This window comes from Brenneria corticis (assembly GCF_003115855.1).
Taxonomy (GTDB): domain Bacteria; phylum Pseudomonadota; class Gammaproteobacteria; order Enterobacterales; family Enterobacteriaceae; genus Brenneria; species Brenneria corticis.
The window spans coordinates 18,010-43,876 of sequence record NZ_KZ819078.1; the positions used below are offsets into that span (position 1 = coordinate 18,010).

Sequence of the window (25,867 nt, forward strand, 5' to 3'; positions counted from 1 at the left end):
GGGCAGGCAGTCTCAATTATTGAGACGAATCATAGCAAGCTCCATCGCCGTTCGATAGTCACAGATAAGCGCTGAACGTCCGCTGAATCCGGCCTTTGCCGCCGGCCCCGCGCCGTCCGCCCGCTAATGGGCGCCGCGCGACTTCGCCTTGGCCAACGGGGTGCGCAACCGCTGCGCCAGAATGACCCCCAGCAGCGCAATCCCGCCGCCGATCAGGTGGTAGCCGTGTAACGGCTCATGGAGGAAAATAATGGCGATGGCGGCGGTGAATAACGGCATCAGGTTCATAAAGACGGACGCGGTGCCGGCGCCCAGGCGCATCACCCCGAGGATCCACAGGAAAGGCGCGATAATCGACGCCATAATGCCGGCGAAGGCGACCAGCGGCATGTTCTGAGCGGTGAGGCGCACATTTTCCGTCAGCAAAAAATTGGGCAGCAGCAGGACCACGGCAAGGGCAATCTGCACGTAAAGCGACAGCCAGTTGGGCAAGGGGATGTTCCAGCGTTTGGTTAATACGCCATAGAGCGCATAGGCGCAGACGGCGCCGAACATCATGATTTCACCGGCGCCGATGCCCTGGGCAAGAATTTGTTGCGGATGGCCGGCGCTGATCAGCCAGACGATGCCGCCGAACGACAGCAATCCGCCGCAAACGATGCCCACCGTCGGCGCAATGCGCAGCAGCGGAATGCTGATCAACACGGTGAGCAGCGGAATGAGCGATCCCAGAATCCCCATCATCAGCGCGCTGATGGTGTGCGCCGCGTAGTAAGCCAGACTCTGATACAGCACCATGCCCAGCAGTCCGAGCGCCAGCAGTTTCCAGCCGTATTGGCGAATGGTGGCCAGGTGCCTGCCGATGCCCGGCAGCATAAACGGCGTCATTACCATAAAGGCCAGCAGCCAGCGATAAAAAGAGATGGCCGCCGGATCGATGACGGTGGCGGAGAGTTTATTGACGATGACATTAACCGACCAGATCAGCACGGCAATAATAGGGAACAGGGAATTCAAAATAGGGATTCTCAATGATGATAACTAAACAACAGCCGCTGAGTTTAATACCGTTGCGCTTAATCTCCATAGACAAAATCAGCGATCCGCCGGTCAGGCTTCCGCGCCGCGCGGGGCTATCCCGCCGCGTTTGCGGCGGAAATCGGCAATAAAGGCGTACTCCGGCGGCCGATAGCGTTGGGCTTCCTCCCCATTCAGTGGCAAAATAGCCACCCTCTTTTTTCAGGGTAACAGGTTACCGGGGAAGGTAATGAAGATTCTGGTTGACGAAAATATGCCGTACGCACGCGAACTGTTTAGCCGCCTGGGCGAGGTTCAGACGGTGCCGGGGCGACCGCTGCCGCGCGCCGCGCTGAACGGCGCCGATGCGCTGATGGTGCGTTCGGTAACGAAAGTGAATGCCGAACTGCTGGCCGGCAGCGAGATAAAGTTTGTCGGCAGCGCCACGGCGGGCACCGATCACGTTGACCGGAACTGGCTCGACGCCAACGGCATCGGCTTCTCGGCGGCGCCGGGCTGCAATGCGATAGCCGTTGTCGAATATGTCTTTTCTTCTCTGCTGATGCTTGCCGAACGGGATGGATTCCAACTGCGTGATAAAACCGTCGGGATTGTCGGCGTCGGCAACGTGGGCGGCCGGCTGAATGAACGGCTGAAAGCCTGGGGAGTCAAAACATTATTGTGCGATCCTCCCAGGGCGGAGCGGGGCGATGATGAAAATTTCCTGCCGCTGGAGGCGCTGGTGCGCGATGCGGATATCCTGACGCTGCATACGCCGTTATACCTTGACGGCGCGTACCGGACCCACCATCTGGTTGATGAGGCGGTGCTGCATGATTTCGCCGACGGGCGCATTCTGATTAACGCCTGCCGCGGTCCGGTGGTGGATAACGCCGCGCTGCTGAAGGCGTTAAAACAGGGGAAAAAACTCAGCGTTATTCTCGACGTCTGGGAGCCTGAGCCGGCTTTGTCCACCGAACTGCTGGCGCTGGCGGACGTGGGAACCGCGCATATCGCCGGCTATACGCTGGAAGGCAAGGCCCGCGGCACCACCCAGGTGTTTGAGGCGTGGAGCCGGTTTATCTGCAATCCGCAGCGGGTGGCGTTGTCTTCGTTGCTGCCGCCGCCGGAATTCTCCACGCTGACCGTCGCCTCGCCCCTGGATGAAGCGTTATTAAAGCGCCTGGTGCATCTGGTGTATGATGTGCGCCGGGATGACGCCCTGTTGCGCCATGCGGCGCATCAGGAAGGCGGGTTCGATCGCCTGCGCCGCCATTATCAGGAGCGGCGCGAATGGTCGTCGCTGCATATTATCTGCGCCGACGACGCCAGCGCGCAATGCCTGAACAAATTGGGATTCACCGCGTCGCCGGCCGCCGGCCTGTGACGCGCCGCTACTGCGCCAACGCGGCGGTAATCGTGTTTTATTTACAAGTTTGGGGAGAATAACCACATGTCTGACGGCTGGAATATTGCTCTGCTGGGCGCCACGGGCGCCGTAGGCTCGGCGTTGCTGGAGTTATTGCAGGAGCGTGAATTCCCGGTGGGTGAACTCTATCCGCTGGCCAGCGAACGCAGCGTGGGGGAAATCATCCGTTTTAACGGTAAATCCCGCCCGGTGGAAGATGCGGCGGATTTCGACTGGTCGCAGGCGCATCTGGCGTTCTTTGTCGCCGGCGAGGAAGCCAGCGCGCGCTATGCGCAAGAGGCGGGAGATGCCGGGTGTCTGGTTATCGACAGCAGCGGCCTGTTCGCCCTGGAGCCGGACGTGCCGCTGGTGGTGCCGGGGGTTAACGCCCACGCGCTGGCCGATTACCGCAACCGTAATATCGTGGCGGTGGCGGATAGCCTGACCAGCCAACTGCTGACGGCGATTAAGCCACTGACGGAAGCGGCCGGGTTATCCCGCCTGCACGTCACCAATATGCTGTCGGTTTCCGCGCGCGGCAAAGCGGCGGTGGATGATTTGGCCGGCCAAAGCGCGCGTTTGCTGAACGGCATTCCGCCTGAGGCGGGGATATTCCCCAAACAGCTGGCGTTCAATCTGCTGCCGCTGTTGCCTGATAATGAAGGCAGCGTGCGCGAAGAGCGCCGCCTGGTGGATCAGGTGCGTAAGGTCCTGCAGGATGAAGGGCTGCCGGTCTCCGTCACCTGCATCCAGTCGCCGGTGTTTTACGGCCATGCTCAGGTGGTGCATCTGGAGGCGCTGCGTCCGCTTTCCGCGGAGGAAGCGCGGGACGAACTGCTGCAGGCCGGCGATATCGAGCTCAGCGAAGAGCAGGATTACCCGACGCAGGTGGGCGACGCCTCCGGCAATGTGCTGCTGAGCATCGGCTGCTTGCGTAATGATTACGGTATTCCCGAGCTGCTGCAGTTCTGGTCGGTGGCGGATAACGTTCGCTTCGGCGGCGCGCTGATGGCGGTGGAAACGGCGGAGCGTCTGGTGCGGGAGTATCTGGGGTAATGTCGCAACCGATGCTGGCGGAGGAGAGTGCCGCGCTGAAAATTGCGCTGGGGATAGAGTATGACGGCAGCCGCTACTATGGCTGGCAGCGGCAGGCGGAGGTCGACAGCGTACAGGGCTGTCTCGAACGGGCGTTGAGCAAGGTGGCGAATGAACCGATCGCGGTGTTCTGCGCCGGACGCACCGACGCCGGCGTGCACGCCACCGGGCAGGTGGTGCACTTTGCGACGCGGGCGGCGCGCAAAGACGCGGCCTGGACGATGGGCGTCAACGCCAATTTGCCGCCGGATATCGCGGTGCGCTGGGTAAAAACGGTGGATGATGATTTTCACGCCCGTTTCAGCGCCACCGCGCGCCGTTATCGTTACGTCATCTATAATCATCGCTACCGTCCCGCGGTGCTGGCCAGGGGCGTCACCCATTGCTATCTGCCGCTGGACGCCGGGCGGATGGAACGTGCCGGCCAGTGCCTGCTGGGAGAGAACGATTTCACCTCTTTTCGCGCCGTGCAGTGCCAGTCGCGCACTCCCTGGCGCAATGTAAATCATTTAAAGGTTACGCGTCATGGCGCTTATATCGTGGTAGATATTAAGGCCAATGCGTTTGTCCACCATATGGTGCGCAATATCGTCGGTAGCCTGATGGAAGTGGGCTGCGGTAATCAGCCGGAAGGGTGGATTGCGGAGCTGCTGGCGGCGAAAGATCGCTCGTTGGCGGCGGCGACGGCCAGAGCCGAAGGGCTGTATCTGGTCGCGGTGGATTATCCCGCGCGTTTTGCTTTACCGCAGCCGGTGATGGGGCCTTTGTTTTTAGACGATTAGTTTCCGGGTGACTCGTTTCTGGCCGGCTTATGGCGGCCAGAGGTAAAAAGGCGACATCAAGAGAGATGTTTTATGGAATTTATACGCTTTATCATTGATTTTATCCTGCATATTGACGTTCATCTGGCGGAATTGGTGGCGCAATACGGCGTCTGGATTTATGCCATTCTGTTTTTGATTTTGTTTTGTGAGACCGGGCTGGTGGTCACGCCGTTTTTGCCGGGAGATTCTTTGCTGTTTGTCGCCGGCGCCCTGGCCGCGCTGCCGTCCAACGCGCTGGATGTGCACCTGATGGTTTTCCTGATGCTGGTGGCGGCCATCCTCGGCGATGCGGTGAATTACACCATCGGCCGCCTGTTTGGGGAAAAGCTGTTCAGTAACCCGGATTCAAAAATTTTCCGCCGCAGCTATCTGGATAAAACGCATCAGTTTTATGCCCGCCACGGCGGCAAAACAATAATTCTGGCGCGCTTTGTTCCTATTGTGAGAACATTTGCGCCGTTTGTGGCGGGAATGGGACATATGAGTTACCGCCACTTCGCGTTCTATAATGTAACGGGCGCTTTGCTATGGGTTCTGCTGTTTACCTATGCGGGCTATCTGTTTGGCGATTTGCCGGTGGTGCAGGAAAACCTGAAGCTGCTGATCGTGGCGATTATCCTGGTCTCCATTCTGCCCGGCGTAATTGAAATCGTACGGCACAGAAGAGCCGCCGCGCGCGGCGATGTAAAACAAATGAAGTGAGTTTTAACCTCCGGTTCGACCAGTTTTTTATCCACAGTACCGGAGCGTTATGGTTTAATGGGCAGCATTTATGGTCTGTTCACGGGAACAATCCTTGGCGCCGATGCTTCGGTAACGCCGGCAAAGCGCGTTCCGGGCATATTTTAAGCGGCAGCGTCGTCAAGGAATATATGAACAGCGGACTGGCGTTTGCCAGGTTCAAGCAGAAAGGTTATCAATGAGCTGGATTGAACGAATTCTTAACAAAAGCAATATCACTCCGACCCGTAAAGCGAACATTCCTGAAGGGGTCTGGACGAAATGCGATAGCTGCGGCCAGGTTCTTTATCGCGCCGAGCTGGAACGAAATCTGGAAGTGTGCCCCAAGTGCGATCACCATATGCGCCTCTCCGCGCGCGCGCGCCTGCAGGCTTTCCTGGATAAGGAAGGGACGGTGGAGCTGGGCAGCGAACTGGAACCGAAAGATATCCTGAAATTCCGCGATTCCAAAAAATACAAAGATCGCCTGGCCGCCGCGCAAAAGCAGTCTGATGAAAAAGACGCCCTGATCGTTATGAAAGGCACGCTGTACGGTATGCCGATTGTCGCGGCCTCTTTTGAATTTTCCTTTATGGGCGGTTCGATGGCCTCGGTAGTCGGCGCGCGTTTCGTCCGCGCCGTCGAGCAGGCGCTGGAAGACGGCTGCCCGCTGGTCTGCTTCTCCGCCAGCGGCGGCGCCCGGATGCAGGAAGCGCTGATGTCGCTGATGCAGATGGCGAAAACCAGCGCCGCGCTGGCAAAAATGCGCGACCGCGGCCTGCCCTACATTTCAGTGCTGACCGACCCGACCATGGGCGGAGTCTCCGCCAGTCTGGCCATGCTGGGCGATCTGAATATCGCCGAACCCAAGGCGCTGATCGGCTTTGCCGGTCCGCGGGTGATCGAGCAAACGGTGCGTGAAAAACTGCCGCCGGGCTTCCAGCGCAGCGAATTCCTGATTGAGAAGGGCGCTATCGACATGATCGTCCGCCGCCCGGATATGCGTTATAAACTGGCGACGATCCTCGCCAAGTTGACCAATCATCCGGAACCCGGCGGCGACGTGGTGGAGGAGAGTCACGATACCCCCTCCGAATCACAGGATGAAGTATAACCGAACCAATGAACAGGAAGCGTGAGCGATGCACCGAACGGCAGCCATGCTTCCTGTATAAAATGAACCGTAAGCCAGTGAACGGGACTCATGGATAATCTTCAAGTACCCCAAGCCACGTCGCCTTTGGTCACGTGGCTTCATTATCTGGAGCACCTGCACGCCCAGGCCATTGATTTGGGACTGGAGCGCGTCAGGCAGGTGGCCGAGAATCTTCAATTGTTACAGCCCGCCGGCGTGGTATTTACCGTCGCAGGGACCAACGGCAAGGGCACGACCTGCTGTACCCTGGAGTCGATACTGCTGGCGGCGGGACTGCGGGTGGGCGTTTATAGCTCTCCTCATTTGCTGCGCTACACCGAGCGGGTGAGGATTCAGGGCAAAGAGCTGCCCGAAGCGCGGCACTGTCAGGCATTCGCGGAGATTGAAGCCGGGCGGGGCGATGTGTCGCTCACCTATTTCGAATTCGGCACCCTGGCCGCGCTGCGGCTGTTTAAGCAGGCGCAACTGGACGTGGCGATTCTGGAAGTGGGGTTGGGCGGACGCCTTGACGCCACCAATATCGTCGATGCGGACGTCGCCGTGGTCACCAGCATCGCGCTGGACCATACCGACTGGCTGGGTAAGGACCGCGACAGCATCGGCCGGGAAAAGGCGGGCATCTTCCGCGCCGGCAAACCCGCGGTGGTCGGCGAACCTGATATGCCCGGCTCGATTGCGCAGGTGGCCGCTGAACAGGGCGCGGTGTTGCTGCGCCGCGGCCGCGACTGGGATTTCTCCATACAGCGCGACGGATGGAGCTGGCAGAATAAGCAGCGCGAGCTGTCGGGGCTGCCGCTGCCGCATGTGCCGTTGGCCAATGCGGCCAGCGCCTTGAGCGCGCTGAACTATTCGCCTTTGAACGTCAGCGAAGAGGCGATTCGCCAGGGATTATCCCAGGCCGCACTGCCCGGCCGTTTCCAGATTGTCGGCGAGAAACCGCTGCTGATTCTGGACGTGGCCCATAACCCCCACGCCGCCGCTTATCTGGCGAGCCGCCTGGCGATGCTGCCTCAGGGCGGGAAAGTCCGCGCGGTGGTCGGTATGCTGGCGGATAAAGACATCGGCGGCACGCTGCGCCATTTAACGCCGCAGGTGGACGAATGGTATTGCGCGCCGCTGGACGTCCCGCGCGGCGCCACTGCGGGGCAGGTGGCGCAATATCTGGAGCATTGCCGGCAGTTCGCAGACGTGCCCGCCGCCTGGCGCCAGGCGATGTCCGAGTCGGCGGAACAGGATATCGTCATTGTGTGTGGATCTTTTCATACGGTAGCGCAGGTCATGGAAGCGCTGGATGAGGGGCAAGCGTATGGCGAGTAAATTTCAGAACCGTTTGGTCGGCACGATCGTTCTGGTCGCGCTGGGCGTTATTGTGCTGCCCGGTCTGCTGGACGGCAATAAAAAGCATTATGCCGATGAGTTCGCGGCTATCCCGCTGGTTCCCAAACCGGGCGACAGCAACGAAATGGAAGCGTTGCCGACGCTGAACCAGCCGTTGCCCAGCCAGCCGCCGGAAGGGGCGGCGTCCGCCATGGAGGATAAGAACCCGGTTTCCGATGCTGAAACTCCCGCGGGAAGCGCCCAGCCGGAAAGCCCGCCTCCGGCCACGACGGCTCCCCCGGCGGCGATCGCGCCGCCGGCGGTGGTTGAGCGCCCGACGGCGCCCAGTGAACTCAAGCCGCAGCCGAAAGCGGAAGTGAAACCCAAATCTGAACCTAAAGCGGAACCGAAGCCTGAAGCCAAACCGGAGACCAGGCCCGCGCAACAGGCGCCCGCCGGGCAAGCCTATGTGGTACAGCTTGGCGCACTGAAAAACGCCGACAAGGTGAATGAGATTGTCGCCAAGCTGCGTCTTTCCGGCTATCGCGCCTATACCGTACCGGCCACCCCGGTGGCGGGGCAGATAACCCGTATTTATGTCGGGCCGGACGCGTCAAAACAGAAGCTGCAGTCCTCGCTGGCGGATTTACAGCGGCTCAGCGGATTGAGCGGTCAGGTCAGATCGTACAGCGTGCGTTAAAGGATTAACGAGCCGGCGGGCGGTTTTTGCGCTGCCCGCCGATTGATAAAATCGGCGGAAATACGCTACGCAAACGTTTTCTTTTTCTGTTAGAATTCGCCGCGAACAGGATGACGCGGCGGCCGGGCGGTTGGCATCGTTCATTATTAGGATGGCTCATGGTTTGGGTTGATTACGTCATTATTGGCATCATCGGATTTTCGGCTCTGGTCAGCCTGATCCGGGGATTTATACGTGAAGCGTTGTCGCTGGTGACCTGGGGATGCGCGTTTTTTGTCGCCAGCCATTACTACGCTTATCTGGCGGTGTATTTCACCCGCTTTGATGACGAACTGGTCCGCAACGGCATCGCCATTGCCATTCTGTTTATTGCGACCTTGATTGTGGGTGCTATTGTCAACTATGTGATCGGTTCTTTGGTCGAACGCACCGGATTGTCGGGCACCGATCGCGTATTGGGCGTCTGTTTTGGGGCGCTGCGCGGCGTATTGATTGTCTCCGCGCTGCTCTTCTTTCTGGATACCTTTACCGGTTTTTCACAGAGCGACGATTGGAAGCAGTCCCAGTTAGTTCCGCAGTTCAGTTATATTATCAGGTGGTTTTTTGACTACCTGCAAAGCACGTCAAGTTTCTTGCCGCAGCATATATAGAGCTGCGATAGCGCTGATGAGGAAAAGACACCATGTGCGGTATTGTCGGTATCGCCGGTTTTACACCGGTCAACCAGTCGATTTATGACGCGTTAACGGTGTTGCAGCACCGTGGGCAGGATGCCGCAGGCATCATAACCATTGATGCCTTAAACTGTTTTCGCCTGCGCAAGGCCAACGGCCTGGTGAAGGATGTGTTCGAAGCACGGCACATGCAACGTTTGCAAGGCAATATGGGCATCGGTCATGTGCGTTACCCTACCGCGGGCAGTTCCAGCGCCTCCGAAGCGCAGCCTTTCTACGTTAACTCGCCGTTCGGCATCACCCTGGCGCATAACGGTAATCTGACCAACGCTCACGAACTGCGTAAAAAGCTGTTCGAACAGGAGCGTCGCCATGTCAACACCACCTCCGATTCGGAAATTCTGCTGAATATTTTTGCCAGAGAGCTGGACCGTTTTCAGCACTATCCGCTGGAAGCCGATAATATTTTTGCCGCCGTTGCCGCCACGCATCAGCAGATTCGCGGCGCCTATGCCTGCGTGAGCATGATTATCGGCCACGGTATGGTGGCGTTCCGCGATCCCAACGGCATCCGCCCTCTGGTTATCGGTAAACGCGATCTGGAAGACGGCCGCAGCGAATATATAGTGGCGTCGGAAAGCGTGGCGCTGGATACGCTGGGTTTTGAATTCCTGCGCGACGTGGCGCCGGGCGAGGCGATCTACATCACCGAGAAAGGGCAGCTGTTTACCTGCCAGTGCGCCGAGAACCCGAAGAGCAACCCTTGTCTGTTCGAGTACGTTTACTTTGCGCGCCCGGACTCGTTTATCGATAAAATTTCCGTGTATAGCGCCCGCGTGCGCATGGGGCAGAAGCTGGGCGAGAAGATCGCGCGCCAGTGGGAAGATCTCGATATCGACGTGGTGATCCCCATTCCCGAGACCTCCTGCGACATCGCGCTGGAAATCGCGCGCATCATTGATAAGCCGTATCGCCAGGGATTCGTCAAAAACCGCTATGTGGGCCGTACCTTTATCATGCCGGGGCAGCAGGCGCGCCGTAAATCCGTGCGTCGCAAGCTGAACGCCAACCGCGCCGAGTTCCGTGATAAAAACGTGCTGCTGGTGGATGACTCCATCGTGCGCGGCACCACCTCGGAGCAGATTGTCGAGATGGCGCGCGAGGCGGGAGCCAAACGGGTCTATCTGGCGTCGGCGGCGCCGGAAATCCGCTTCCCCAACGTGTACGGCATTGATATGCCGAGCGTAAATGAACTGATTGCCCACGGCCGCGAAGTGGAGGAGATCCGCCAGCTTATTGGCGCGGATGCGCTGATTTTCCAGGACCTGGACGATCTGATCGCCGCGGCCCGCGAGGATAATCCGGATATCACCCAGTTTGAATGCTCGGTATTCAACGGGATCTATGTGACCAAGGACGTCGATCAGGGTTATCTGGATTATCTGGAAGTGCTGCGCAATGACGACGCCAAAGCGCTGCGCAGCCAGAGCGAAGTGGAAGATCTGGAGTTGCACAACGAAGGTTGAGCGCTGAAAATCTTTTAACGCGATAACGAAAAGGGGAGTGCGTTCGGGCGCGCTTCCCTTTTCTTATTCTTGCCTATCGCCCGCCGATGCGGCAAAGTCAGCGCAGATCCGTTATTCGCGTTGAGCATCAGGCGCGCTCAGTCCAGAGGCAGTATTGATGAAACGACTTATTATTGGCATTTCCGGCGCCAGCGGCGTGATTTACGGCGTCCGCCTGCTGCAGGTGCTACAGGCGGTTGAGGGAATAGAAACCCATCTGATTATCAGTCAGGCGGCGCGGCAGACGCTGCCGCTGGAGTCTGATTTCACCCTGCGCGAGGTTCAGGCGCTGGCGGATGTGGTGCACGATACGCGCGATATCGCCGCCAGCCTCTCTTCCGGATCGTTCAAGACGGCGGGAATGGTGATTTTGCCCTGCTCGATCAAAACCCTGTCGGGGATCGCCCATAGCTACAGCGACACTTTGCTGACGCGGGCGGCGGACGTGGTGCTGAAAGAGCGTCGCCCGCTGGTGCTTTGCGTGCGTGAAACGCCGCTGCATCTGGGACATCTGCGCATCATGACCCAGGCGGTGGAGCTGGGGGCGGTTATTATGCCGCCGGTGCCCGCTTTTTATCATCGCCCGAAAACGGTGCAGGATATTGTCGATCAGACGGTAAACCGCGTGCTCGACCAGTTTGATATTGCGCTGCCGCAGGATCTGTTTACCCGCTGGCAGGGGGCGTGACGGCGGCCTGTTTTTCGTGCGCCGACCGGCCGCCGGGGAAAGGGGTGAAATGACGAAGATGCCCCGTTATGGGGCTTTTTCCTGGTGATGCACCATTTTATTGCATTGGCGCCCTGAAATTGTGCATTAAGGGCGCCGCGTTTACCGTCGTGTGATGTCGCGCGGCGGTTTTTTATGCGAGATAATGGAATAAAAAAACTATAAATCAAATGGTTATTTAGATTGTCGCGCGTTATATCCGTCCGGTGAGGTAGTTGATGCGACTTTCTTCTTTTGGCATGAAAACTGCAATGTTCCGCAGTGGAAAACAGCTAACCGTTTTTAAAGCAAAAAATCGCTCTGACATCGACGCACCACATTTGACCTTCAATCACTTATTGGCAAAGGTAGCAATATGAAAAAACTGATAAAAGTTTTACCGCTGGCATTCATTCTGGCCGCAGGAAGCGCCATGGCCGACATTCCCAAGAATATTAAATTCGGCACCGATCCCACTTACGCTCCCTTTGAGTCTAAAAACAGCAGCGGCGAACTGGTTGGGTTTGATATCGACCTGACCAAAGAGTTATGCCAGCGCATCGCGGCTAACTGTACCTTTGTTGAAAGCGACTTTGATGCGTTGATTCCGTCGCTGAAAGCGAAAAAAATCGACGCCATTATCTCTTCGCTCTCCATCACCGAAAAACGTCAGCAGGAAATTGCCTTTACTGAAAAACTTTACGCCGCCAATGCCCGTCTGATCGCCAAAAAAGACGCCGGGATTGAACCGACGACGGCATCTCTGGGCGGTAAACGCGTCGGCGTATTGCAGGGCACCACGCAGGAATCCTACGCCAACGCATACTGGCAACCGAAAGGCATCGACGTCGTCGCCTACCAGAATCAGGACCTAATCTACGCCGACCTGACCGCGGGGCGCATCGATGCCGCGTTTCAGGATGAGGTGGCGGGCAGCGAAGGTTTCCTGAAGCTGGCTATCGGCAAGGATTATGCGTTTGCCGGCCCGGCGGTAAAAGATGACAAATATTTCGGCGTCGGGACCGGCATCGGGCTGCGCAAAGCGGACACCGAGCTGAAGGCCGCGCTGGATAAGGCCTTTGAGGAAATGCGCAAAGACGGCACCTACGATACCCTGGCGAAAAAATACTTCGATTTTGATGTCTACGGCGGCTAAGTCTCCGTTATTGGTCGTTTAGGACGCTGATAAACCGCGACGTCAGGCCGCGGTTTATCAGGATGCCCGCCCGCGCGGGCATAACGCCGGCAAAGGCCCGCCCGACGGATTCAGGAAGCCCGTCACACCGCAATGCCTGGCGGTTAACCTCCATTTTACTCTTAACGGATATGAGCAATGCTGTATGGCTACTCGCAATTAATTCTGGATGGCGCGGCGATGACGCTGGAGCTGGCGGTGAGTTCGCTGCTGCTGGCGTTGGTCATCGGGCTGATCGGCGCCGGCGCCAAGCTGTCCGCCAATCGGCTGCTGTCGGGATGTTTCTCCTGCTATACCACGCTGATCCGCGGCGTGCCCGATCTGGTGCTGATGCTGTTGATTTTTTACGGCCTGCAGATCGCGCTGAACGGCGTAACGGAAGCGCTTGGGGTCGGCCAGATAGATATCGATCCGCTTACGGCGGGGATTATCACCCTGGGTTTTATCTATGGCGCCTATTTTACCGAGACCTTCCGCGGCGCCTATCTGGCGGTGCCTCCCGGTCAGATTGAAGCGGCGGTGGCGTTTGGTTTTTCTCCGCTGAAAGTATTTCGCCGCATACTGTTTCCCTCGATGATGCGCTTCGCCTTGCCGGGCATCGGCAATAACTGGCAGGTGATCCTGAAGGCCACCGCGCTGGTGTCGCTGCTCGGTCTGAACGATGTGATTAAGGCCACGCAGCTGGCGGGCAAAGGCGCCCATGAGCCGTTTTATTTCGCGCTGGTCGCCGGGGCGATGTATCTGATCTTTACCACCATTTCCAACGGCGTGCTGTGGTGGCTGGAAAAACACTATTCGGCGGGAGTCAAAAAAATAAGCTATGAGTGAGATCCTGCAACAATACTGGCAGCCCCTGCTGTGGAGCGACGGCTATCGCCTTACCGGGTTGGCGATGACCATGTGGCTGCTGATTTCTTCGGTGGTTATCGGCGGTATGCTGGCGCTGCCGCTGGCGGTGGCCCGGGTGTCGCCCAGACGGCGATTCAGCCTGCCGGTCTGGCTGTTTACCTATGTGTTCCGCGGCACGCCGCTGTATGTGCAGCTGCTGGTTTTTTACTCCGGCGTTTACAGCCTGGAAATGGTGCGCGGCAGCGATCTGTTGAATGCCTTTTTCCGTAGCGGCCTCAATTGCGCCATTCTGGCGCTGACGTTAAATACCTGCGCCTACACCACGGAGATTTTCGCCGGCGCCATCCGCTCGGTTCCCCACGGCGAGATTGAAGCGGCCAGAGCCTACGGTTTTTCGCGCTTTAAGCAGTATCGCTGCATTATTTTACCCGGCGCGTTGCGGATTGCGCTGCCGGCCTACAGCAATGAAGTGATCCTGATGCTGCACTCCACGGCGCTGGCGTTTACCGTCACGGTGCCGGATATTCTGAAAATCGCCCGCGACATCAATGCCGCAACCTACCAGCCGTTTCACGCCTTCGGCATCGCCGCGGCGATCTATCTGGCGGTTTCTTTTGCGTTAATCGGGTTGTTCAGAAAAGCGGAACAGCGCTGGTTACGCCATCTTGATACCCGTTCATCCCATTAAAACCAGGAACAGAGTATGTCGAATAATCAGCTGATGGTGACGGATCTGCATAAACGTTATGGTCAGCATGAAGTGCTGAAGGGCATTTCGCTACAGGCTCACGCCGGGGATGTGATTTCGATTATCGGATCGTCCGGCTCCGGCAAAAGCACCCTGCTGCGCTGCATCAACTTTTTGGAAAAACCCTGCGAAGGGACCATCTATGTCAACGACCAGGAAATCCGCATGGTGCGCGATAACGACGGTCAGTTGAAGGTATTCGATAAAAAACAGCTGCAGATGCTGCGTACCCGTCTGACGATGGTGTTTCAGCATTTTAACCTGTGGAGCTTTATGACCGCGCTGGAAAACGTGATGGAGGCGCCGGTTCAGGTATTGGGGCTGAGTAAGGCCGAGGCGCGCCAGCGCGCAACGTTTTATCTGGATAAAGTGGGCATCACCGGGGAAGCGCAAAGTAAATACCCCGCCAATCTCTCCGGCGGACAGCAGCAGCGGGTATCGATCGCGCGGGCGCTGGCGATGGAGCCGGAAGTGCTGCTATTCGACGAACCCACCTCCGCGCTGGATCCGGAGCTGGTGGGCGAGGTGTTGCGTATTATGCAGCAGCTGGCGGAAGAGGGGAAAACGATGGTGGTGGTCACCCATGAAATGGAGTTTGCGCGCCACGTTTCCAGCCATGTGATTTTTCTGCATCAGGGCGTGATTGAAGAAGAAGGGCCGCCGGATGCGCTGTTCGGCAGCCCCAAAAGCCCCCGCCTACAGCAGTTCCTGTCGGGGACCCTGAAATAATTTCGTTCCGGCTGGCGTTACGTCAGCCGGTTTTTTTCGTCACGTCCCGCAGCGCCTCTTCCAGTTCAAAAAAGCGAAAGCCGAAGCCCGCCGCCTCCAGCCGCTGCGGAATGGCCCGCTGCCCGCCCAGCGCCAGCGTGGCGGCTTCCCCCAACAGCAGCTTGATGGCCCAGGCGGGAGCGCGCAGCAATCCCGGTCGATTCAGCACCTGCGCCAGCATGGCCGAAAACTGCTCGTTGCGCACCGGATAGGGCGACACCATATTGAACGGGCCGCTAAGCACATTGTTATCCAGCAAATAAATAATCCCGTTCACCATATCGTCGAGATGAATCCACGGCATGTACTGTTTTCCGGACCCCAGCGGGCCGCCAAGGCCCAGACGGAATAGCGGTAACATCTTGGCCAGCGCGCCGCCCTGCGCGGAGAGGACGATGCCGGTGCGCAACAGGCAGACGCGGGTTTTATCGCTCTCGGCGGACTGCGCCAGCGCTTCCCAGCGGGCGCACAGGTGATGGGTGAACTCGTTGGCGGGGGTTTCATCCTCCGTCACCAGCGCCGCCCCCTGATCGCCGTAATAGCCCACGGCGGATCCGGAGATAAAAACGGCGGGCGGTTCGCTGCTGGCGTTAATCAGGTTGGCGAGCCGTTCGGTAATACTCCAGCGGCTCTGGCTCAGGCGCTGTTTCTGCTGCGGAGTCCAGCGTTTGTCGGCGATCGGCTCGCCCGCCAGGTTAATCACGCCATCGAAATCGTTCAGCGCGGTTTTATTGTTCAGCGTCGACCAGTATTCCACCTTATCGCCCAGTCGTTTCCGGGCGCGTTCGGGATCGCGGGTCAATACGGTGACCTGATGGGAAAGCAGCTGTAATCGTTCAATCAGATGGCGGCCGATAAGACCGGTTCCACCGGTAATTAATAATTGCATATCTTACCTCATTGAGAACCCATGCCGGCCAGGGGGATGTCATAAGGCTTTTTCCTGACGGGCCGCGGCTAGCGTAATTCCTTGTAATAGCGCATGGTCATGGAGACCGAGTCGGCGTAGCGCAGGGCGAACGGTTTATCCACTTCAACTTCAGCATAGGTGATCCAGTCATGATTGCTGGCGATATCAAGCACATCCTGGGTTAATTTTTCCAGCAGGGCAAAACGGTTGTCCTCAATATGGCGAATAATACTCTTGGTGATCGTGCGGTAATTCAACGCATCATCGATATTCTCGCTATGGCGCGCGCGCGCCGCCGGATAGTGGATCGTCACGTTGACCACAATATCCTGCCGGTTATTGATCTCTTCTTCTTTAATTCCAATGAACGTGCGTAACCGCAGGTTTTTTATACGAATAATAGCATCGGTATTACTGTGTGGCATTCATCGGCCCTCGGTGATATGGATGTTTGGCTAACCATACCAGAAGATAACCGAAGGCCGAATGGGATGAATAGCAGAATGATTACCGCTCAGCCAATTTGTAGGCGCGCTCCGTGGCCGGACGGGCGTTAATCCGCTCATACCAGCTTTTCACCGCCGGATAGTCGGCAAGATCGATACGTTGGCGGGCATAAGAGACCACCCACGGATAGGTGGCGATATCGGCGATACTGTAGTTTTCACCCGCCAGCCAGGGATTTTTCTGCAGCTGTTTATCCAATACGCGGTATAAGCGCTGCGTTTCCTGCTGATAACGCTCAATGGCGTAGGGAACGGGCTGCGGCGCGTAGTGGTTGAAGTGGTGGTTTTGCCCCAGCATGGGGCCGAAGCCGGCGACCTGCCAGAATAGCCATTGCAGCGTCGCCGTGCGTTCGCGCAGATCCCGGCTCAGCAGGGCGCCGCTTTTTTCCGCCAGATAGAGCAGGATCGCCCCCGACTCAAACAGGCTGATGGCGGCGCCGCCATCGGCGGGCTGATGATCGACGATCGCCGGGATCTTGTTGTTGGGAGAGATGGCCAGAAACGCCGGCTTAAACTGCTCGCCGGTGCTGATATTAACGTGATGAAGCTGGTAGGGAATATTCGTCTCTTCAAGAAAAAGGGTGATTTTATGCCCGTTGGGGGTAGGGGCGTAATAGAGATCAATCATAAATAGCGTCTCCGTTGCTGGAACTGCGTGACTATTGATCACGTTGCGTTCGGTCAGGATTAACCGCCAGGTTAACGTGGCGTTTCTGAAAAGCCGGGAGATTACCCTACCACTTCTGCGGCGGGAAAATAAGCGGCGCCGAGTTAATCTTGTGGCGCGGATCAAGCTGACGTAAACAGGGGCGGCGGTCGAATTGGCCGCGCGTTTTGCCTCTCAATGGTGCATGCCCTGAAATTAGGCGTCGCATGCCGCATTGTGGTGCAGCCTGTCTTGGCACGGTGCGCAAGACGACGACCGGTCGTTCGGCCGAGCGGCCTGACGCGGGCAAATTTTCTCTTCGGCCATCTGGTACGCTCTTTGCAATATCCCTGGATAATATATTGATATCAAGGGATGGATGTATGAAAAGCAACAACGCGGAACCGGGGTTAAAACGGACCCTGGGCAGTTTCCATTTATGGGGGATCGCCGTCGGCTTGGTGATTTCCGGTGAATATTTCGGCTGGAGCTATGGCTGGGCGCAGGCCGGCACGCTGGGGTTCCTGATCACCGCCTTGGCGATCGCCGCCATGTATTGCGCCTTTATCTTCAGCTTCACCGAGCTGACCACCTCGATACCCCATGCCGGCGGTCCGTTCGCCTACGCCTATCGCGCTTTTGGCCCGACCGGCGGTTTTATCGCCGGGTTCGCCACGCTGATCGAGTTTGTGTTTGCCCCGCCGGCTATTTCAATGGCCATCGGCGCCTATCTGAACGTGCAGTTTCCGGCGCTGGACCCTAAATGGGTCGCCGTCGGCGCCTATCTTGTTTTTATGGGGCTCAATATTCTGGGCGTCGGCATCGCCGCCACCTTTGAACTGCTGGTCACCCTGCTGGCGATTTTTGAGTTATTGGTGTTTATGGGCGTGGTGGCGCCGGGTTTTGAATGGAGCCATTTCACCCGCGCCGGCTGGGCGGGGTCGGATGAGTTCAGCTCGCTGGCGATCTCCGGCATTTTTGCCGCCATTCCCTTCGCCATCTGGTTCTTTCTGGCGATAGAGGGCGCGGCAATGGCCGCCGAAGAGGCTAAAGATCCGCGCCGCACCATTCCGCGCGCCTTTATCTGCGGCATCCTCACCTTAACCCTGCTGGCTCTGGGCGTTATGCTGTTTGCCGGCGGCGTGGGAGACTGGCGTCAACTGGCGAATATCAACGATCCGCTGCCCCAGGCCATGAAGCTGATCGTCGGCGGCAACAGCGGCTGGCTGCATATGCTGGTATGGCTCGGGCTGTTCGGGCTGATTGCGTCGTTCCACGGCATTATCATGGGCTATTCCCGGCAGATATTCGCGCTGGCGCGGGCGGGCTATCTGCCTAAGCCGCTGGCGCGCATCCATACCCGATTCCGTACGCCTCACCGGGCGATTCTGGCCGGAGGCGTGGTCGGCATCGCCGCCATTTTCTCTGATTCGCTGGTCACCATCGGCGGGCAGCCGCTGACGGCCAATATCGTCACCATGTCGGTATTCGGCGCCATTGTGATGTATATCACTTCAATGGCGTCGCTGTTTAAACTGCGGCGCAGCGAACCTGCGCTGCACCGCCCGTTTCGCGCGCCCTGGTATCCCTTTGCCCCGGCGTTTGCGCTGGTGATGGCGCTAATCTGTCTGGCGGCTATGGTGTATTACAATAGCTTATTGGCGACGATTTTCGCCGTCATGATGCTGCTAGGCTACGGCTGGTTCCGCCTGACCGGCGAATCGCGCGATGCCGCCGCGCTGGACCCGCAGCTGACGGCGTCCAAGTAAGCGACGGATCTAAACACCGGACAGCCGCCCGTTATCCCGATAGTGGGTGGTTGCCGACACCATTGAGGCGCAAGCATGTATCAGACTACGCTGAGTCACCGCAGCTACCGTTTTAATGATCTGCGCGAGCTGATGGCCAAGGCGTCGCCGGCGCGTTCCGGCGATATTCTGGCCGGCGTGGCGGCGCAAAGCGCCGAGGAACGTATGGCCGCGCGCATGGCGCTGGCCGATCTGCCGCTGGATACCTTTCTACGGCAGGCGTTGATTCCTTACGAACAGGATGAGGTGACGCGGCTTATTATCGATACGCATGACCATAAGGCGTTTGCCGCGATTGCTCATCTGACGGTGGGGGATTTTCGCAACTGGCTGTTAAGCGAAGGCACCGACAGCGCGCTGCTGGCCCGGGTCGCCCCCGGCATCACTCCGGAAATGGCGGCGGCCGTCAGTAAAATCATGCGTAATCAGGACCTGATCCTGGCGGCCAAAAAATGCCGCATCACCACCCGATTCCGCAACACCATCGGCCTGCCGGGGCACATTAGCGTGCGGTTGCAGCCGAATCACCCGACCGACGATCTGAAAGGCATCGCGGCAAGCATGCTGGATGGCCTGCTGTACGGCAGCGGCGATGCGGTGGTGGGCATCAACCCCGCCAGCGACAGCCTGCCGCTGCTGGAAAAGCTGAACTACATGCTGGATGACGTCATCAGCCGTTTCGCCATCCCGACGCAATCCTGCGTGCTGACGCACGTGACCAATACCCTGCAACTGATGGAGCGGGGCGCTCCCGTCGATCTGGTGTTCCAGTCGATTGCCGGCACCGAGGCCACCAACGCCGGCTTTGGTTTTAATCTGGCCACGCTGGAAGAAGCGCATCAGGCGGCATTAAGCCTGAAGCGCGGCACGGTGGGCAATAACGTAATGTATTTTGAAACCGGGCAGGGGAGTTGCCTGTCCGCCAACGCGCATCACGGAGTGGATCAGCAAACCTGCGAGGCGCGGGCCTATGCGGTGGCCCGTCGCTTCTCTCCGCTGCTGGTGAATACGGTGGTGGGTTTTATCGGTCCCGAATATCTGTATGACGGCAAACAGATTATCCGCGCCGGGCTGGAGGATCATTTCTGCGGCAAGCTGCTGGGCGTTCCGCTGGGATGCGATGTGTGCTACACCAACCATGCGGAGGCCGACCAGGATGATATGGACACGCTGCTGACCCTGCTCGCCAATGCCGGGCTGACGTTTCTGATGGGCGTTCCGGGCGCGGACGACATTATGCTCAACTATCAGAGCACCTCCTTCCATGACGCCCTTTACATCCGCGAACTGCTGGGGCTGAAGCATGCGCCGGAATTCGGCGCCTGGCTGGAGCAGATGAGGATCATCGACGCACAGGGCCGCTTGTGCGATGCCGGCAGTCAGCACCCGCTATTACGGCATCAACCCTATCTGGAGGAGAACGCATGAGTAAGGTGATCCACGCTAATCCCTGGGAGGCGCTGCGCGAGTTTACCGCCGCGCGCATCGCGCTGGGGCGTACCGGGGCCAGCATGCCGACGGGGGAGCTGTTGAAGTTCGGCATGGCCCACGCCCAGGCCCGCGATGCCGTGCATCAGGCGTTCGACAGTGAAACGCTGGCTCGCCGCCTGGAAAGCGCGGGACTGAAAACCCTTACGGTGCGCAGCGCCGCGCCAAGCCGGGAGCAGTATCTCTGCCGCCCCGATTTAGGGCGCCGGCTTGCCGATGAGAGCCGCGAGCTGCTGCGGGACTCGTCCGTCAAGCCGGCCGATCTGCTGCTGGTGGTGGGCGACGGTCTCTCTTCCAAGGCGGTGCATCGGCAGGCCGCGCCGTTGATCGCGGCGCTGCTGCCTTATCTTTCCCGTCTGGAGCTTTCCCTGGCGCCCGTCGTGCTGGCGCATCAGTCGCGCGTGGCGCTGGGAGACGATATCGGCGAGTGTTTGCAGGCCAAGGCCGTCGCCATTCTGATCGGCGAGCGGCCGGGGCTCTCTTCACCGGACAGCCTGAGCGTTTATCTGACCTGGGGGCCCCATACCCGGCGTCTGGAGTCGGAACGCAACTGTATTTCCAATATCCGTCCCGAAGGGCTGGATTATCCCCAGGCCGCCTTTAAGCTGGCCTGGCTGCTGGAGCAGTGCTTCCAGCGCCGCCTGTCGGGGATTCGGCTTAAGGACGAAAGCGATAATCCCGCGCTGCACGGGCGCATCGCGCCGCCGTCCGTCGGGTTGCCGTCACGCTAGCGCTTTACCTGCGTGCAAACGGCCTTGCGGCGACGGGGCGATTTATCCTGAATTCGGGGTAAGACCGGCGGCGTAACTTTGGTAAACTAGGGAGGTATGACTGATAACGTGCTTTGGGGCGCAAACCAAAGTCGCTGGAGTCGCCGTCGACCCTGTTTTAACCTTGACAAGGCGGCGACTGCAACGCGAGAAGGGTATAAACGATGAAATTAATGTTTGCTTCAGACATCCACGGATCCTTGGCCGCCACCGATCGGGTGCTGGATATTTTTGAGCAAAGCGACGCCGCGTGGTTGATCCTGCTGGGTGACTTTCTGAATCACGGTCCGCGAAATCCATTGCCTGAACGCTACCTGCCGGCGGATGTCGCCGCCCGGCTGAACGCCTATGCGCGGCGTATCATTGCGGTACGGGGAAACTGCGACAGCGAGGTGGATCAGATGCTGCTTGATTTCCCGGTGACGGCGCCTTGGCAACATGTGCTATTGCCGAAAAATCGACTTTTCCTTACCCACGGCCATCTCTATCATCCCGACAATCTTCCGCCGTTAAATACCGATGACGTGCTGGTTTACGGTCATACGCATATTCCCGTGGCGGAGAAGCGGGGTGACCTATACTATTTTAATCCCGGCTCGGCGAGCCTGCCCAAAGGCGGCTATCCCGCCAGCTACGGGATGCTGGAGCAAGGCGTCTTACAGGTTCTTCCGCTGCAAGGCGGGGAACCTATTGCACAAGTGACGATTAGCCACTAATTTAGCGGTGGTCGCTCAGCAACACACCATTATTCAATACCGACGCGCGCGGCAACGCGCCAATACTAAAGGGTTTCAGAGGATGGCGGAACAAAGTCAGTCAGCAGGCACAGAGTGGGTGGATATCGTCGATGAAAACAATCAGGTTATCGCCCAATCCAGTCGTCAGCAGATGCGTGCTCAGTGTCTGCGCCATCGGGCTACTTATATTGTCGTGCATGATGGCATGGGGAAAATCCTGGTTCAGCGCCGGACCGAAAGCAAAGATTTCTATCCGGGATGGCTGGACGCGACGGCCGGCGGCGTAGTGCAGAGCGGAGAGAATATGCTGGAGTCCGCCCGGCGCGAGGCGGAGGAAGAGCTCGGTATTGCCGGGGTGCCCTTTGCCGAACACGGTTTGTTTTACTACGAAGGGGAAAATTGCCGGGTGTGGGGGGGATTATTCAGCTGCGTCACGCACGGGCCGTTTGCGCTTCAGGAGACGGAAATCGACGAGGTGAGCTGGCTGACGCCTGAAGAGATCACCGCCCGCTGCGACGAGTTTACGCCCGATTCGCTCAAGGCCTTGTCGCTGTGGCTGACGCGCTATAGCGATAAACATTACGGCAAACCGCTGACGGCGCCTATCGACGCCGCCGAGTAGCGGCTTCGCCGCTCCGCCTCTTTTCGACGGCGGGGCGGTTATCGCGTCTCAATTTCCCGCTAAAAGCTGCTGCGCCTGCATAGGGTGGACGCGATGACATCGGCCGCCTGACTCTCTTCATTGTTCAGCCGCGCCAGCAGCGCTTTACCCGCCTGTACCCCTATCTCCCTGAACGGCACCGTCATCGTGGTCAGCGGCGGCTGGCAAACCTGGCTGACGTCGCTATTGCCGAATCCCACCACCGCCAGATCGTCCGGCACTTTAATGCGCCGGCGCTGGCATTCGTACAGCGCCCCGCAGGCCATTTCATCCGACAGGCAGATAAGCGCATCCAGTTCGGGCCAGGCCAGCAAAAACTCCGGCAGCTGGTGAGCGCCCGTGCTGAAATTGGCCGGGCTGGAGGCGTTGATTACCCGGTGCGGCGACATATGGTTGCGCAGCATGGCCTTATGCCAGCCCTGAAGATACTGCTTGAACAGCCACTGCTCCTGATTGGCGCACAGCAGACCGATATTCTGATAGCCGCGCTCGACCACCGCCTGGGTGAGCAGATCCATCGCCTGCGCATTGTCGATGCCGATATTCATATCGATAGGGTCATCGCTGATGGCGCCGATCTCCATGACCGGGATATGCGCCGCCGACAGCCCCTTACGGGCGCGATCGCTGTGCTCTACGCTGAGCAGCACCGCCGCCGCCAGATTGTACGACAGCAGCATATCCAGCAGTTTTTCTTCCCGCTCCATGCTGTGACGGGTTTCCGCCAACATGATCTGATAGCCGGCGGGCAGCAGCACTTTTTGCAGCCCGGCGAACATCTCCGCGGCGCCCGGTTCCGACAGGCTTGAGACAAGCATGGCGATGGAATAGGAGGAGGCAGAAGCCAGCGAACTGGCCGCCAGATTGGGCAGATAGCCCAGCTCTTCAACCGCCGCCTCGATTTTGCTGCGCAGTTTATCGGAAACCTGTTCCGGGGTGCGCAGCGCCCGTGAAACGGTCATGGTACCGACGCCGGCAAGCTGGGCGACGTCCGATATCGTCACCCGTCCCAGGCTGCGTCTCTTTTTAATGATAGACATTCACCATCCTACACTCGCGGCCGCACCTCGCGCGCCGCTGAACATGACATTCGGACACTTGCGTACCCCTGGCTTATGGAAGGTAGTTTAACGCGAGCCTCGGGTTACCGATAGCGGCGTTTTAATCACTAGCTTGAGCGGCGCCCACGTTTTGATAGCGCTATCACAAAAACCCGTTTGCATTTTTTGATAGCGCTATCTTTGAGACGATAATCACAGTTAGACGCCTGCGGCTTGATTAGAGTTTGTTCAGCGCGACGCCGCGGCGTCGCTTGGCAACTCGTCAGGGCGAAGGAGGCACCGTGTTAAACGACTGGCTTACGCAGGACAGCATTCAGATTTGCGATAGGGCGGATGACTGGCGCCAGGCCGTGGCGCTGGCGGCGGCGCCTCTGATAGCCAAAGGCGCCATCTCGGATAGCTACGTGCCGGCCATTTTACGGCAGTACGACGCGATCGGTCCCTATTTTGTCCTGGCGCCGGGCATCGCCATGCCGCATGCCCGGCCGGAAGAAGGGGCGCTCGCGCTGGGCCTGTCGCTGCTTCTGGTGCGCGAAGGGGTTATTTTTCATTCGGCCGATCACGATCCGGTGCGCCTGATCGTGATGCTGTCGGCGCCCGACGGCAACAGCCATATCGAACTGATCGCGCAGCTGGCGGAATTATTTTCCTGCGACGAGGCTATTACGGCGCTATTTGCGGCGCGCACGGTAGAGGAGGTGCTCGACATTATCCATCAATACTAAGCGATATTCTCTGCCGGCGACGATAGCGCCGGGCTAATTAAACCAACATCTCCATAGAACGGAATGGTTTATTCCGCTCCAGGGTCTCGTCGTCTTTAAATTTTACGAGGAAGCGCGCGATGAAAATTATGGCTATCTGTGGTTCCGGCCTGGGCAGCAGCTTTATGGTCGAAATGAATATCAAAAAGATATTAAAGAAACTGAATATCGAGGCGGAGGTAGAGCATTCGGATCTGTCGTCGGCCGTACCGAATGCCGCTGACGTGTTTGTCATGGCCCAGGATATCGCCGACAGCGCCAGCGTGCCCGCCGATCAGCTGATTGTGATTAAAAATATTGTCGATATCAATGAGTTGGAATCAAAACTCCGTGCTTACTTCAAGCTGGACTAACCCTGACATAATGGCGAGGTGGATATGTTTATCCAGGAAACGCTCAAATTTATCGTTGATATACTCAAGGTGCCGTCGATTCTGGTCGGTATTATCGCCCTTATCGGTTTGCTGGCGCAAAAAAAGTCGTTTAGCGATATCGTCAAGGGCACGGTAAAAACCATTCTGGGATTTTTGGTTCTGGCGGGCGGCGCGTCGGTATTAGTGAGCGCGCTGAATCCGCTTGGCGGCATGTTCGAATATGCGTTTAATATTCAGGGCATTATTCCGAATAATGAAGCCGTAGTCTCTATCGCGCTGGAAAAATATGGCGCCGCGACGGCCTTTATTATGGCTTTCGGGATGGTGGCCAATATTATCGTCGCCCGCTTTACCCGCTTGAAATATATCTTTCTGACCGGTCACCACACTTTTTATATGGCCTGTATGATCGCCGTCATACTGAGCGTGGCGGGGTTCGAGGGGATCGAACTGGTCTTCACCGGCGCGCTGACGCTGGGGATGATCATGGCGTTTTTCCCGGCCATCGCCCAGCCCTATATGCGACGCATTACCGGCAACGACGATATCGGCTTCGGCCATTTCGGCATCATCGGCTACGTGCTGGCCGGCTGGATCGGCGGCCGGGTCGGGAAAAATTCCCGCTCCACCGAGGAAATGAGCCTGCCGAAAAACCTCAGCTTCCTGCGCGACAGTTCCATCTCCATCTCCATGACCATGACGGTCATTTATCTCATCCTGGCGTTATGCGCCGGACAAAGCTTCGTCGAACAGCAGTACAGCGAAGGCCAGAACTATCTGGTGTACGCCATTATTCAGGCGATCACCTTCGCGGCGGGGGTGTTCATCATTCTGCAGGGCGTGCGGTTGATTCTGGCTGAAATCGTGCCGGCGTTTACCGGCTTTTCGGAAAAGTTGGTGCCGAACGCCCGTCCCGCCCTCGATTGCCCGGTGGTGTATCCCTATGCGCCCAACGCGGTGCTGATCGGCTTCCTGTTCAGCTTCCTGGGGGGGCTGGTCGGCCTTTTCCTGCTGGGGCAGATGAAGCTGGTGCTGATTCTGCCGGGCGTGGTGCCGCACTTTTTCACCGGCGCGACGGCGGGGGTGTTCGGCAACGCCACCGGCGGCCGCCGCGGCGCCATGCTGGGCGCGTTCGCCAACGGCCTGCTGATCACTTTCCTGCCGGTACTGCTGCTACCGGTGCTGGGCGCGATCGGACTGGCCAATACGACGTTCTCCGACGCTGATTTCGGCGTGGTGGGGATCGTGCTCGGCAACCTTGCCCGCTTTATGAATAAGGAAATGATCACGCTGTTGATCGTCGCCATCTTCGCACTGCTGGTGGCGCATAACTATCTCGGTAAAAAACGCCGTGTGGATGAACCTTCTTCGCCTGACGGCAGGAAGAATCACTGAGGACT

At 58.3% G+C, this 25,867-nt stretch carries 27 protein-coding genes; 22 read left to right on the forward strand and 5 right to left on the reverse strand.

Annotated features, from left to right (window positions below; translation table 11 throughout):
- Nucleotides 1–123: 123 nt before the first annotated feature.
- The gene (locus tag DDT56_RS10490; RefSeq protein WP_136166399.1) at nucleotides 124–1,017 is read right to left on the reverse strand and encodes a DMT family transporter; all 894 of its coding nucleotides are present in this window, start codon (nucleotides 1,015–1,017) and stop codon (nucleotides 124–126) included.
- 250 nt (nucleotides 1,018–1,267) lie between these two features.
- On the opposite strand from DDT56_RS10490, the gene pdxB reads away from it, so the two are divergent.
- The 14 genes from pdxB to hisP all read left to right on the forward strand — a co-directional run bounded on the left by pdxB (nucleotide 1,268) and on the right by hisP (nucleotide 14,703).
- On the forward strand, nucleotides 1,268–2,404 hold the full coding sequence (gene pdxB, locus DDT56_RS10495; RefSeq protein ID WP_136166400.1) for a 4-phosphoerythronate dehydrogenase PdxB: 1,137 nt from the start codon (nucleotides 1,268–1,270) through the stop codon (nucleotides 2,402–2,404).
- 66 nt (nucleotides 2,405–2,470) lie between these two features.
- Nucleotides 2,471–3,481, forward strand: a complete 1,011-nt coding sequence (locus DDT56_RS10500; protein WP_136166401.1) for an aspartate-semialdehyde dehydrogenase — start codon at nucleotides 2,471–2,473, stop codon at nucleotides 3,479–3,481.
- On the forward strand, nucleotides 3,481–4,302 hold the full coding sequence (gene truA / locus DDT56_RS10505) for a tRNA pseudouridine(38-40) synthase TruA (RefSeq protein WP_136166402.1): 822 nt from the start codon (nucleotides 3,481–3,483) through the stop codon (nucleotides 4,300–4,302). The genes DDT56_RS10500 and truA overlap by 1 nt, the downstream gene beginning before the upstream one ends.
- Before the next feature lie 72 nt (nucleotides 4,303–4,374).
- Nucleotides 4,375–5,046: a DedA family protein gene (locus tag DDT56_RS10510; protein WP_136166403.1), complete on the forward strand. Its 672-nt coding sequence runs from the start codon at nucleotides 4,375–4,377 to the stop codon at nucleotides 5,044–5,046.
- 217 nt (nucleotides 5,047–5,263) lie between these two features.
- Entirely contained in the window at nucleotides 5,264–6,178 is a 915-nt protein-coding gene (gene accD, locus DDT56_RS10520) for an acetyl-CoA carboxylase, carboxyltransferase subunit beta (protein ID WP_136166405.1), read from the forward strand.
- Nucleotides 6,179–6,268: 90 nt separating this feature from the next.
- A complete protein-coding gene (gene folC, locus DDT56_RS10525) occupies nucleotides 6,269–7,537 on the forward strand; it encodes a bifunctional tetrahydrofolate synthase/dihydrofolate synthase (RefSeq protein ID WP_136166406.1) in 1,269 nt (422 codons plus the stop codon).
- Nucleotides 7,527–8,237: a cell division protein DedD gene (gene dedD / locus DDT56_RS10530; RefSeq protein WP_136166407.1), complete on the forward strand. Its 711-nt coding sequence runs from the start codon at nucleotides 7,527–7,529 to the stop codon at nucleotides 8,235–8,237. Before folC ends, dedD begins: the two co-directional genes overlap by 11 nt.
- A gap of 158 nt (nucleotides 8,238–8,395) precedes the next feature.
- Nucleotides 8,396–8,887: a colicin V production protein gene (cvpA, locus tag DDT56_RS10535; RefSeq protein ID WP_136166408.1), complete on the forward strand. Its 492-nt coding sequence runs from the start codon at nucleotides 8,396–8,398 to the stop codon at nucleotides 8,885–8,887.
- A 32-nt stretch (nucleotides 8,888–8,919) separates the two neighbouring features.
- The gene (gene purF / locus DDT56_RS10540) at nucleotides 8,920–10,437 is read left to right on the forward strand and encodes an amidophosphoribosyltransferase (protein WP_136166409.1); all 1,518 of its coding nucleotides are present in this window, start codon (nucleotides 8,920–8,922) and stop codon (nucleotides 10,435–10,437) included.
- Nucleotides 10,438–10,594: 157 nt separating this feature from the next.
- Nucleotides 10,595–11,164 (forward strand): UbiX family flavin prenyltransferase, encoded by a 570-nt coding sequence (locus DDT56_RS10545; protein ID WP_136166410.1) that lies wholly within the window; start codon nucleotides 10,595–10,597, stop codon nucleotides 11,162–11,164.
- A 394-nt stretch (nucleotides 11,165–11,558) separates the two neighbouring features.
- Nucleotides 11,559–12,338 (forward strand): lysine/arginine/ornithine ABC transporter substrate-binding protein, encoded by a 780-nt coding sequence (locus tag DDT56_RS10550; RefSeq protein ID WP_136166411.1) that lies wholly within the window; start codon nucleotides 11,559–11,561, stop codon nucleotides 12,336–12,338.
- 177 nt (nucleotides 12,339–12,515) lie between these two features.
- Nucleotides 12,516–13,205: a histidine ABC transporter permease HisQ gene (locus DDT56_RS10555; protein ID WP_136166412.1), complete on the forward strand. Its 690-nt coding sequence runs from the start codon at nucleotides 12,516–12,518 to the stop codon at nucleotides 13,203–13,205.
- Nucleotides 13,198–13,914 (forward strand): ABC transporter permease, encoded by a 717-nt coding sequence (locus tag DDT56_RS10560; protein ID WP_136166413.1) that lies wholly within the window; start codon nucleotides 13,198–13,200, stop codon nucleotides 13,912–13,914. Before DDT56_RS10555 ends, DDT56_RS10560 begins: the two co-directional genes overlap by 8 nt.
- Nucleotides 13,915–13,929: 15 nt before the next feature.
- The gene (gene hisP / locus DDT56_RS10565; protein ID WP_136166414.1) at nucleotides 13,930–14,703 is read left to right on the forward strand and encodes a histidine ABC transporter ATP-binding protein HisP; all 774 of its coding nucleotides are present in this window, start codon (nucleotides 13,930–13,932) and stop codon (nucleotides 14,701–14,703) included.
- 22 nt (nucleotides 14,704–14,725) lie between these two features.
- Here hisP and DDT56_RS10570 read toward each other — a convergent pair whose 3' ends face one another.
- The 3 genes from DDT56_RS10570 to yfcG form a co-directional block, all read right to left on the reverse strand.
- On the reverse strand, nucleotides 14,726–15,631 hold the full coding sequence (locus DDT56_RS10570) for a TIGR01777 family oxidoreductase (protein ID WP_136166415.1): 906 nt from the start codon (nucleotides 15,629–15,631) through the stop codon (nucleotides 14,726–14,728).
- Nucleotides 15,632–15,699: 68 nt separating this feature from the next.
- On the reverse strand, nucleotides 15,700–16,077 hold the full coding sequence (gene folX, locus DDT56_RS10575; RefSeq protein ID WP_136166416.1) for a dihydroneopterin triphosphate 2'-epimerase: 378 nt from the start codon (nucleotides 16,075–16,077) through the stop codon (nucleotides 15,700–15,702).
- A gap of 82 nt (nucleotides 16,078–16,159) precedes the next feature.
- Nucleotides 16,160–16,786: a GSH-dependent disulfide bond oxidoreductase gene (gene yfcG / locus DDT56_RS10580; RefSeq protein ID WP_136166417.1), complete on the reverse strand. Its 627-nt coding sequence runs from the start codon at nucleotides 16,784–16,786 to the stop codon at nucleotides 16,160–16,162.
- 401 nt (nucleotides 16,787–17,187) lie between these two features.
- Here yfcG and eat point away from each other — a divergent pair, with 401 nt between their 5' ends.
- The 5 genes from eat to yfcD all read left to right on the forward strand — a co-directional run bounded on the left by eat (nucleotide 17,188) and on the right by yfcD (nucleotide 22,229).
- A complete protein-coding gene (gene eat, locus DDT56_RS10585) occupies nucleotides 17,188–18,573 on the forward strand; it encodes an ethanolamine permease (protein ID WP_136166418.1) in 1,386 nt (461 codons plus the stop codon).
- Nucleotides 18,574–18,648: 75 nt separating this feature from the next.
- Complete coding sequence (locus tag DDT56_RS10590; RefSeq protein ID WP_136166419.1) at nucleotides 18,649–20,040, forward strand: ethanolamine ammonia-lyase subunit EutB; 1,392 nt, start codon at nucleotides 18,649–18,651, stop codon at nucleotides 20,038–20,040.
- Entirely contained in the window at nucleotides 20,037–20,831 is a 795-nt protein-coding gene (eutC, locus tag DDT56_RS10595) for an ethanolamine ammonia-lyase subunit EutC (protein WP_136166420.1), read from the forward strand. The genes DDT56_RS10590 and eutC overlap by 4 nt, the downstream gene beginning before the upstream one ends.
- Before the next feature lie 203 nt (nucleotides 20,832–21,034).
- Nucleotides 21,035–21,586 (forward strand): phosphodiesterase, encoded by a 552-nt coding sequence (gene yfcE, locus DDT56_RS10600; protein ID WP_136166421.1) that lies wholly within the window; start codon nucleotides 21,035–21,037, stop codon nucleotides 21,584–21,586.
- 82 nt (nucleotides 21,587–21,668) lie between these two features.
- Complete coding sequence (yfcD, locus tag DDT56_RS10605; RefSeq protein ID WP_136166422.1) at nucleotides 21,669–22,229, forward strand: NUDIX hydrolase YfcD; 561 nt, start codon at nucleotides 21,669–21,671, stop codon at nucleotides 22,227–22,229.
- A gap of 59 nt (nucleotides 22,230–22,288) precedes the next feature.
- On the opposite strand, the gene DDT56_RS10610 is transcribed toward yfcD, so the two are convergent.
- On the reverse strand, nucleotides 22,289–23,308 hold the full coding sequence (locus DDT56_RS10610; RefSeq protein ID WP_136166423.1) for a LacI family DNA-binding transcriptional regulator: 1,020 nt from the start codon (nucleotides 23,306–23,308) through the stop codon (nucleotides 22,289–22,291).
- Nucleotides 23,309–23,610: 302 nt separating this feature from the next.
- On the opposite strand from DDT56_RS10610, the gene DDT56_RS10615 reads away from it, so the two are divergent.
- The 3 genes from DDT56_RS10615 (at nucleotide 23,611) to DDT56_RS10625 (ending at nucleotide 25,862) form a co-directional block, all read left to right on the forward strand.
- The gene (locus DDT56_RS10615; protein WP_136166424.1) at nucleotides 23,611–24,054 is read left to right on the forward strand and encodes a PTS sugar transporter subunit IIA; all 444 of its coding nucleotides are present in this window, start codon (nucleotides 23,611–23,613) and stop codon (nucleotides 24,052–24,054) included.
- A 119-nt stretch (nucleotides 24,055–24,173) separates the two neighbouring features.
- Nucleotides 24,174–24,446, forward strand: coding sequence for a PTS sugar transporter subunit IIB (locus DDT56_RS10620; RefSeq protein WP_136166425.1), 273 nt, complete (start codon nucleotides 24,174–24,176; stop codon nucleotides 24,444–24,446).
- Nucleotides 24,447–24,470: 24 nt separating this feature from the next.
- Nucleotides 24,471–25,862 carry a PTS ascorbate transporter subunit IIC gene (locus DDT56_RS10625; RefSeq protein WP_136166426.1) on the forward strand — a complete coding sequence of 464 codons (1,392 nt, stop codon included), beginning with the start codon at nucleotides 24,471–24,473 and terminating at the stop codon, nucleotides 25,860–25,862.
- Nucleotides 25,863–25,867 lie beyond the last annotated feature (5 nt).

Coding starts and splice junctions, on each gene's coding strand:
- pdxB (WP_136166400.1), top strand. CDS start 1,268: ATGAAGATTCTGGTTGACGAAAATATGCCGTACGCACGCGAACTGTTT.
- DDT56_RS10500 (WP_136166401.1), top strand. CDS start 2,471: ATGTCTGACGGCTGGAATATTGCTCTGCTGGGCGCCACGGGCGCCGTA.
- truA (WP_136166402.1), top strand. CDS start 3,481: ATGTCGCAACCGATGCTGGCGGAGGAGAGTGCCGCGCTGAAAATTGCG.
- DDT56_RS10510 (WP_136166403.1), top strand. CDS start 4,375: ATGGAATTTATACGCTTTATCATTGATTTTATCCTGCATATTGACGTT.
- accD (WP_136166405.1), top strand. CDS start 5,264: ATGAGCTGGATTGAACGAATTCTTAACAAAAGCAATATCACTCCGACC.
- folC (WP_136166406.1), top strand. CDS start 6,269: ATGGATAATCTTCAAGTACCCCAAGCCACGTCGCCTTTGGTCACGTGG.
- dedD (WP_136166407.1), top strand. CDS start 7,527: ATGGCGAGTAAATTTCAGAACCGTTTGGTCGGCACGATCGTTCTGGTC.
- cvpA (WP_136166408.1), top strand. CDS start 8,396: ATGGTTTGGGTTGATTACGTCATTATTGGCATCATCGGATTTTCGGCT.
- purF (WP_136166409.1), top strand. CDS start 8,920: ATGTGCGGTATTGTCGGTATCGCCGGTTTTACACCGGTCAACCAGTCG.
- DDT56_RS10545 (WP_136166410.1), top strand. CDS start 10,595: ATGAAACGACTTATTATTGGCATTTCCGGCGCCAGCGGCGTGATTTAC.
- DDT56_RS10550 (WP_136166411.1), top strand. CDS start 11,559: ATGAAAAAACTGATAAAAGTTTTACCGCTGGCATTCATTCTGGCCGCA.
- DDT56_RS10555 (WP_136166412.1), top strand. CDS start 12,516: ATGCTGTATGGCTACTCGCAATTAATTCTGGATGGCGCGGCGATGACG.
- DDT56_RS10560 (WP_136166413.1), top strand. CDS start 13,198: ATGAGTGAGATCCTGCAACAATACTGGCAGCCCCTGCTGTGGAGCGAC.
- hisP (WP_136166414.1), top strand. CDS start 13,930: ATGTCGAATAATCAGCTGATGGTGACGGATCTGCATAAACGTTATGGT.
- DDT56_RS10570 (WP_136166415.1), bottom strand. CDS start 15,631: ATGCAATTATTAATTACCGGTGGAACCGGTCTTATCGGCCGCCATCTG.
- folX (WP_136166416.1), bottom strand. CDS start 16,077: ATGCCACACAGTAATACCGATGCTATTATTCGTATAAAAAACCTGCGG.
- yfcG (WP_136166417.1), bottom strand. CDS start 16,786: ATGATTGATCTCTATTACGCCCCTACCCCCAACGGGCATAAAATCACC.
- eat (WP_136166418.1), top strand. CDS start 17,188: ATGAAAAGCAACAACGCGGAACCGGGGTTAAAACGGACCCTGGGCAGT.
- DDT56_RS10590 (WP_136166419.1), top strand. CDS start 18,649: ATGTATCAGACTACGCTGAGTCACCGCAGCTACCGTTTTAATGATCTG.
- eutC (WP_136166420.1), top strand. CDS start 20,037: ATGAGTAAGGTGATCCACGCTAATCCCTGGGAGGCGCTGCGCGAGTTT.
- yfcE (WP_136166421.1), top strand. CDS start 21,035: ATGAAATTAATGTTTGCTTCAGACATCCACGGATCCTTGGCCGCCACC.
- yfcD (WP_136166422.1), top strand. CDS start 21,669: ATGGCGGAACAAAGTCAGTCAGCAGGCACAGAGTGGGTGGATATCGTC.
- DDT56_RS10610 (WP_136166423.1), bottom strand. CDS start 23,308: ATGTCTATCATTAAAAAGAGACGCAGCCTGGGACGGGTGACGATATCG.
- DDT56_RS10620 (WP_136166425.1), top strand. CDS start 24,174: ATGAAAATTATGGCTATCTGTGGTTCCGGCCTGGGCAGCAGCTTTATG.
- DDT56_RS10625 (WP_136166426.1), top strand. CDS start 24,471: ATGTTTATCCAGGAAACGCTCAAATTTATCGTTGATATACTCAAGGTG.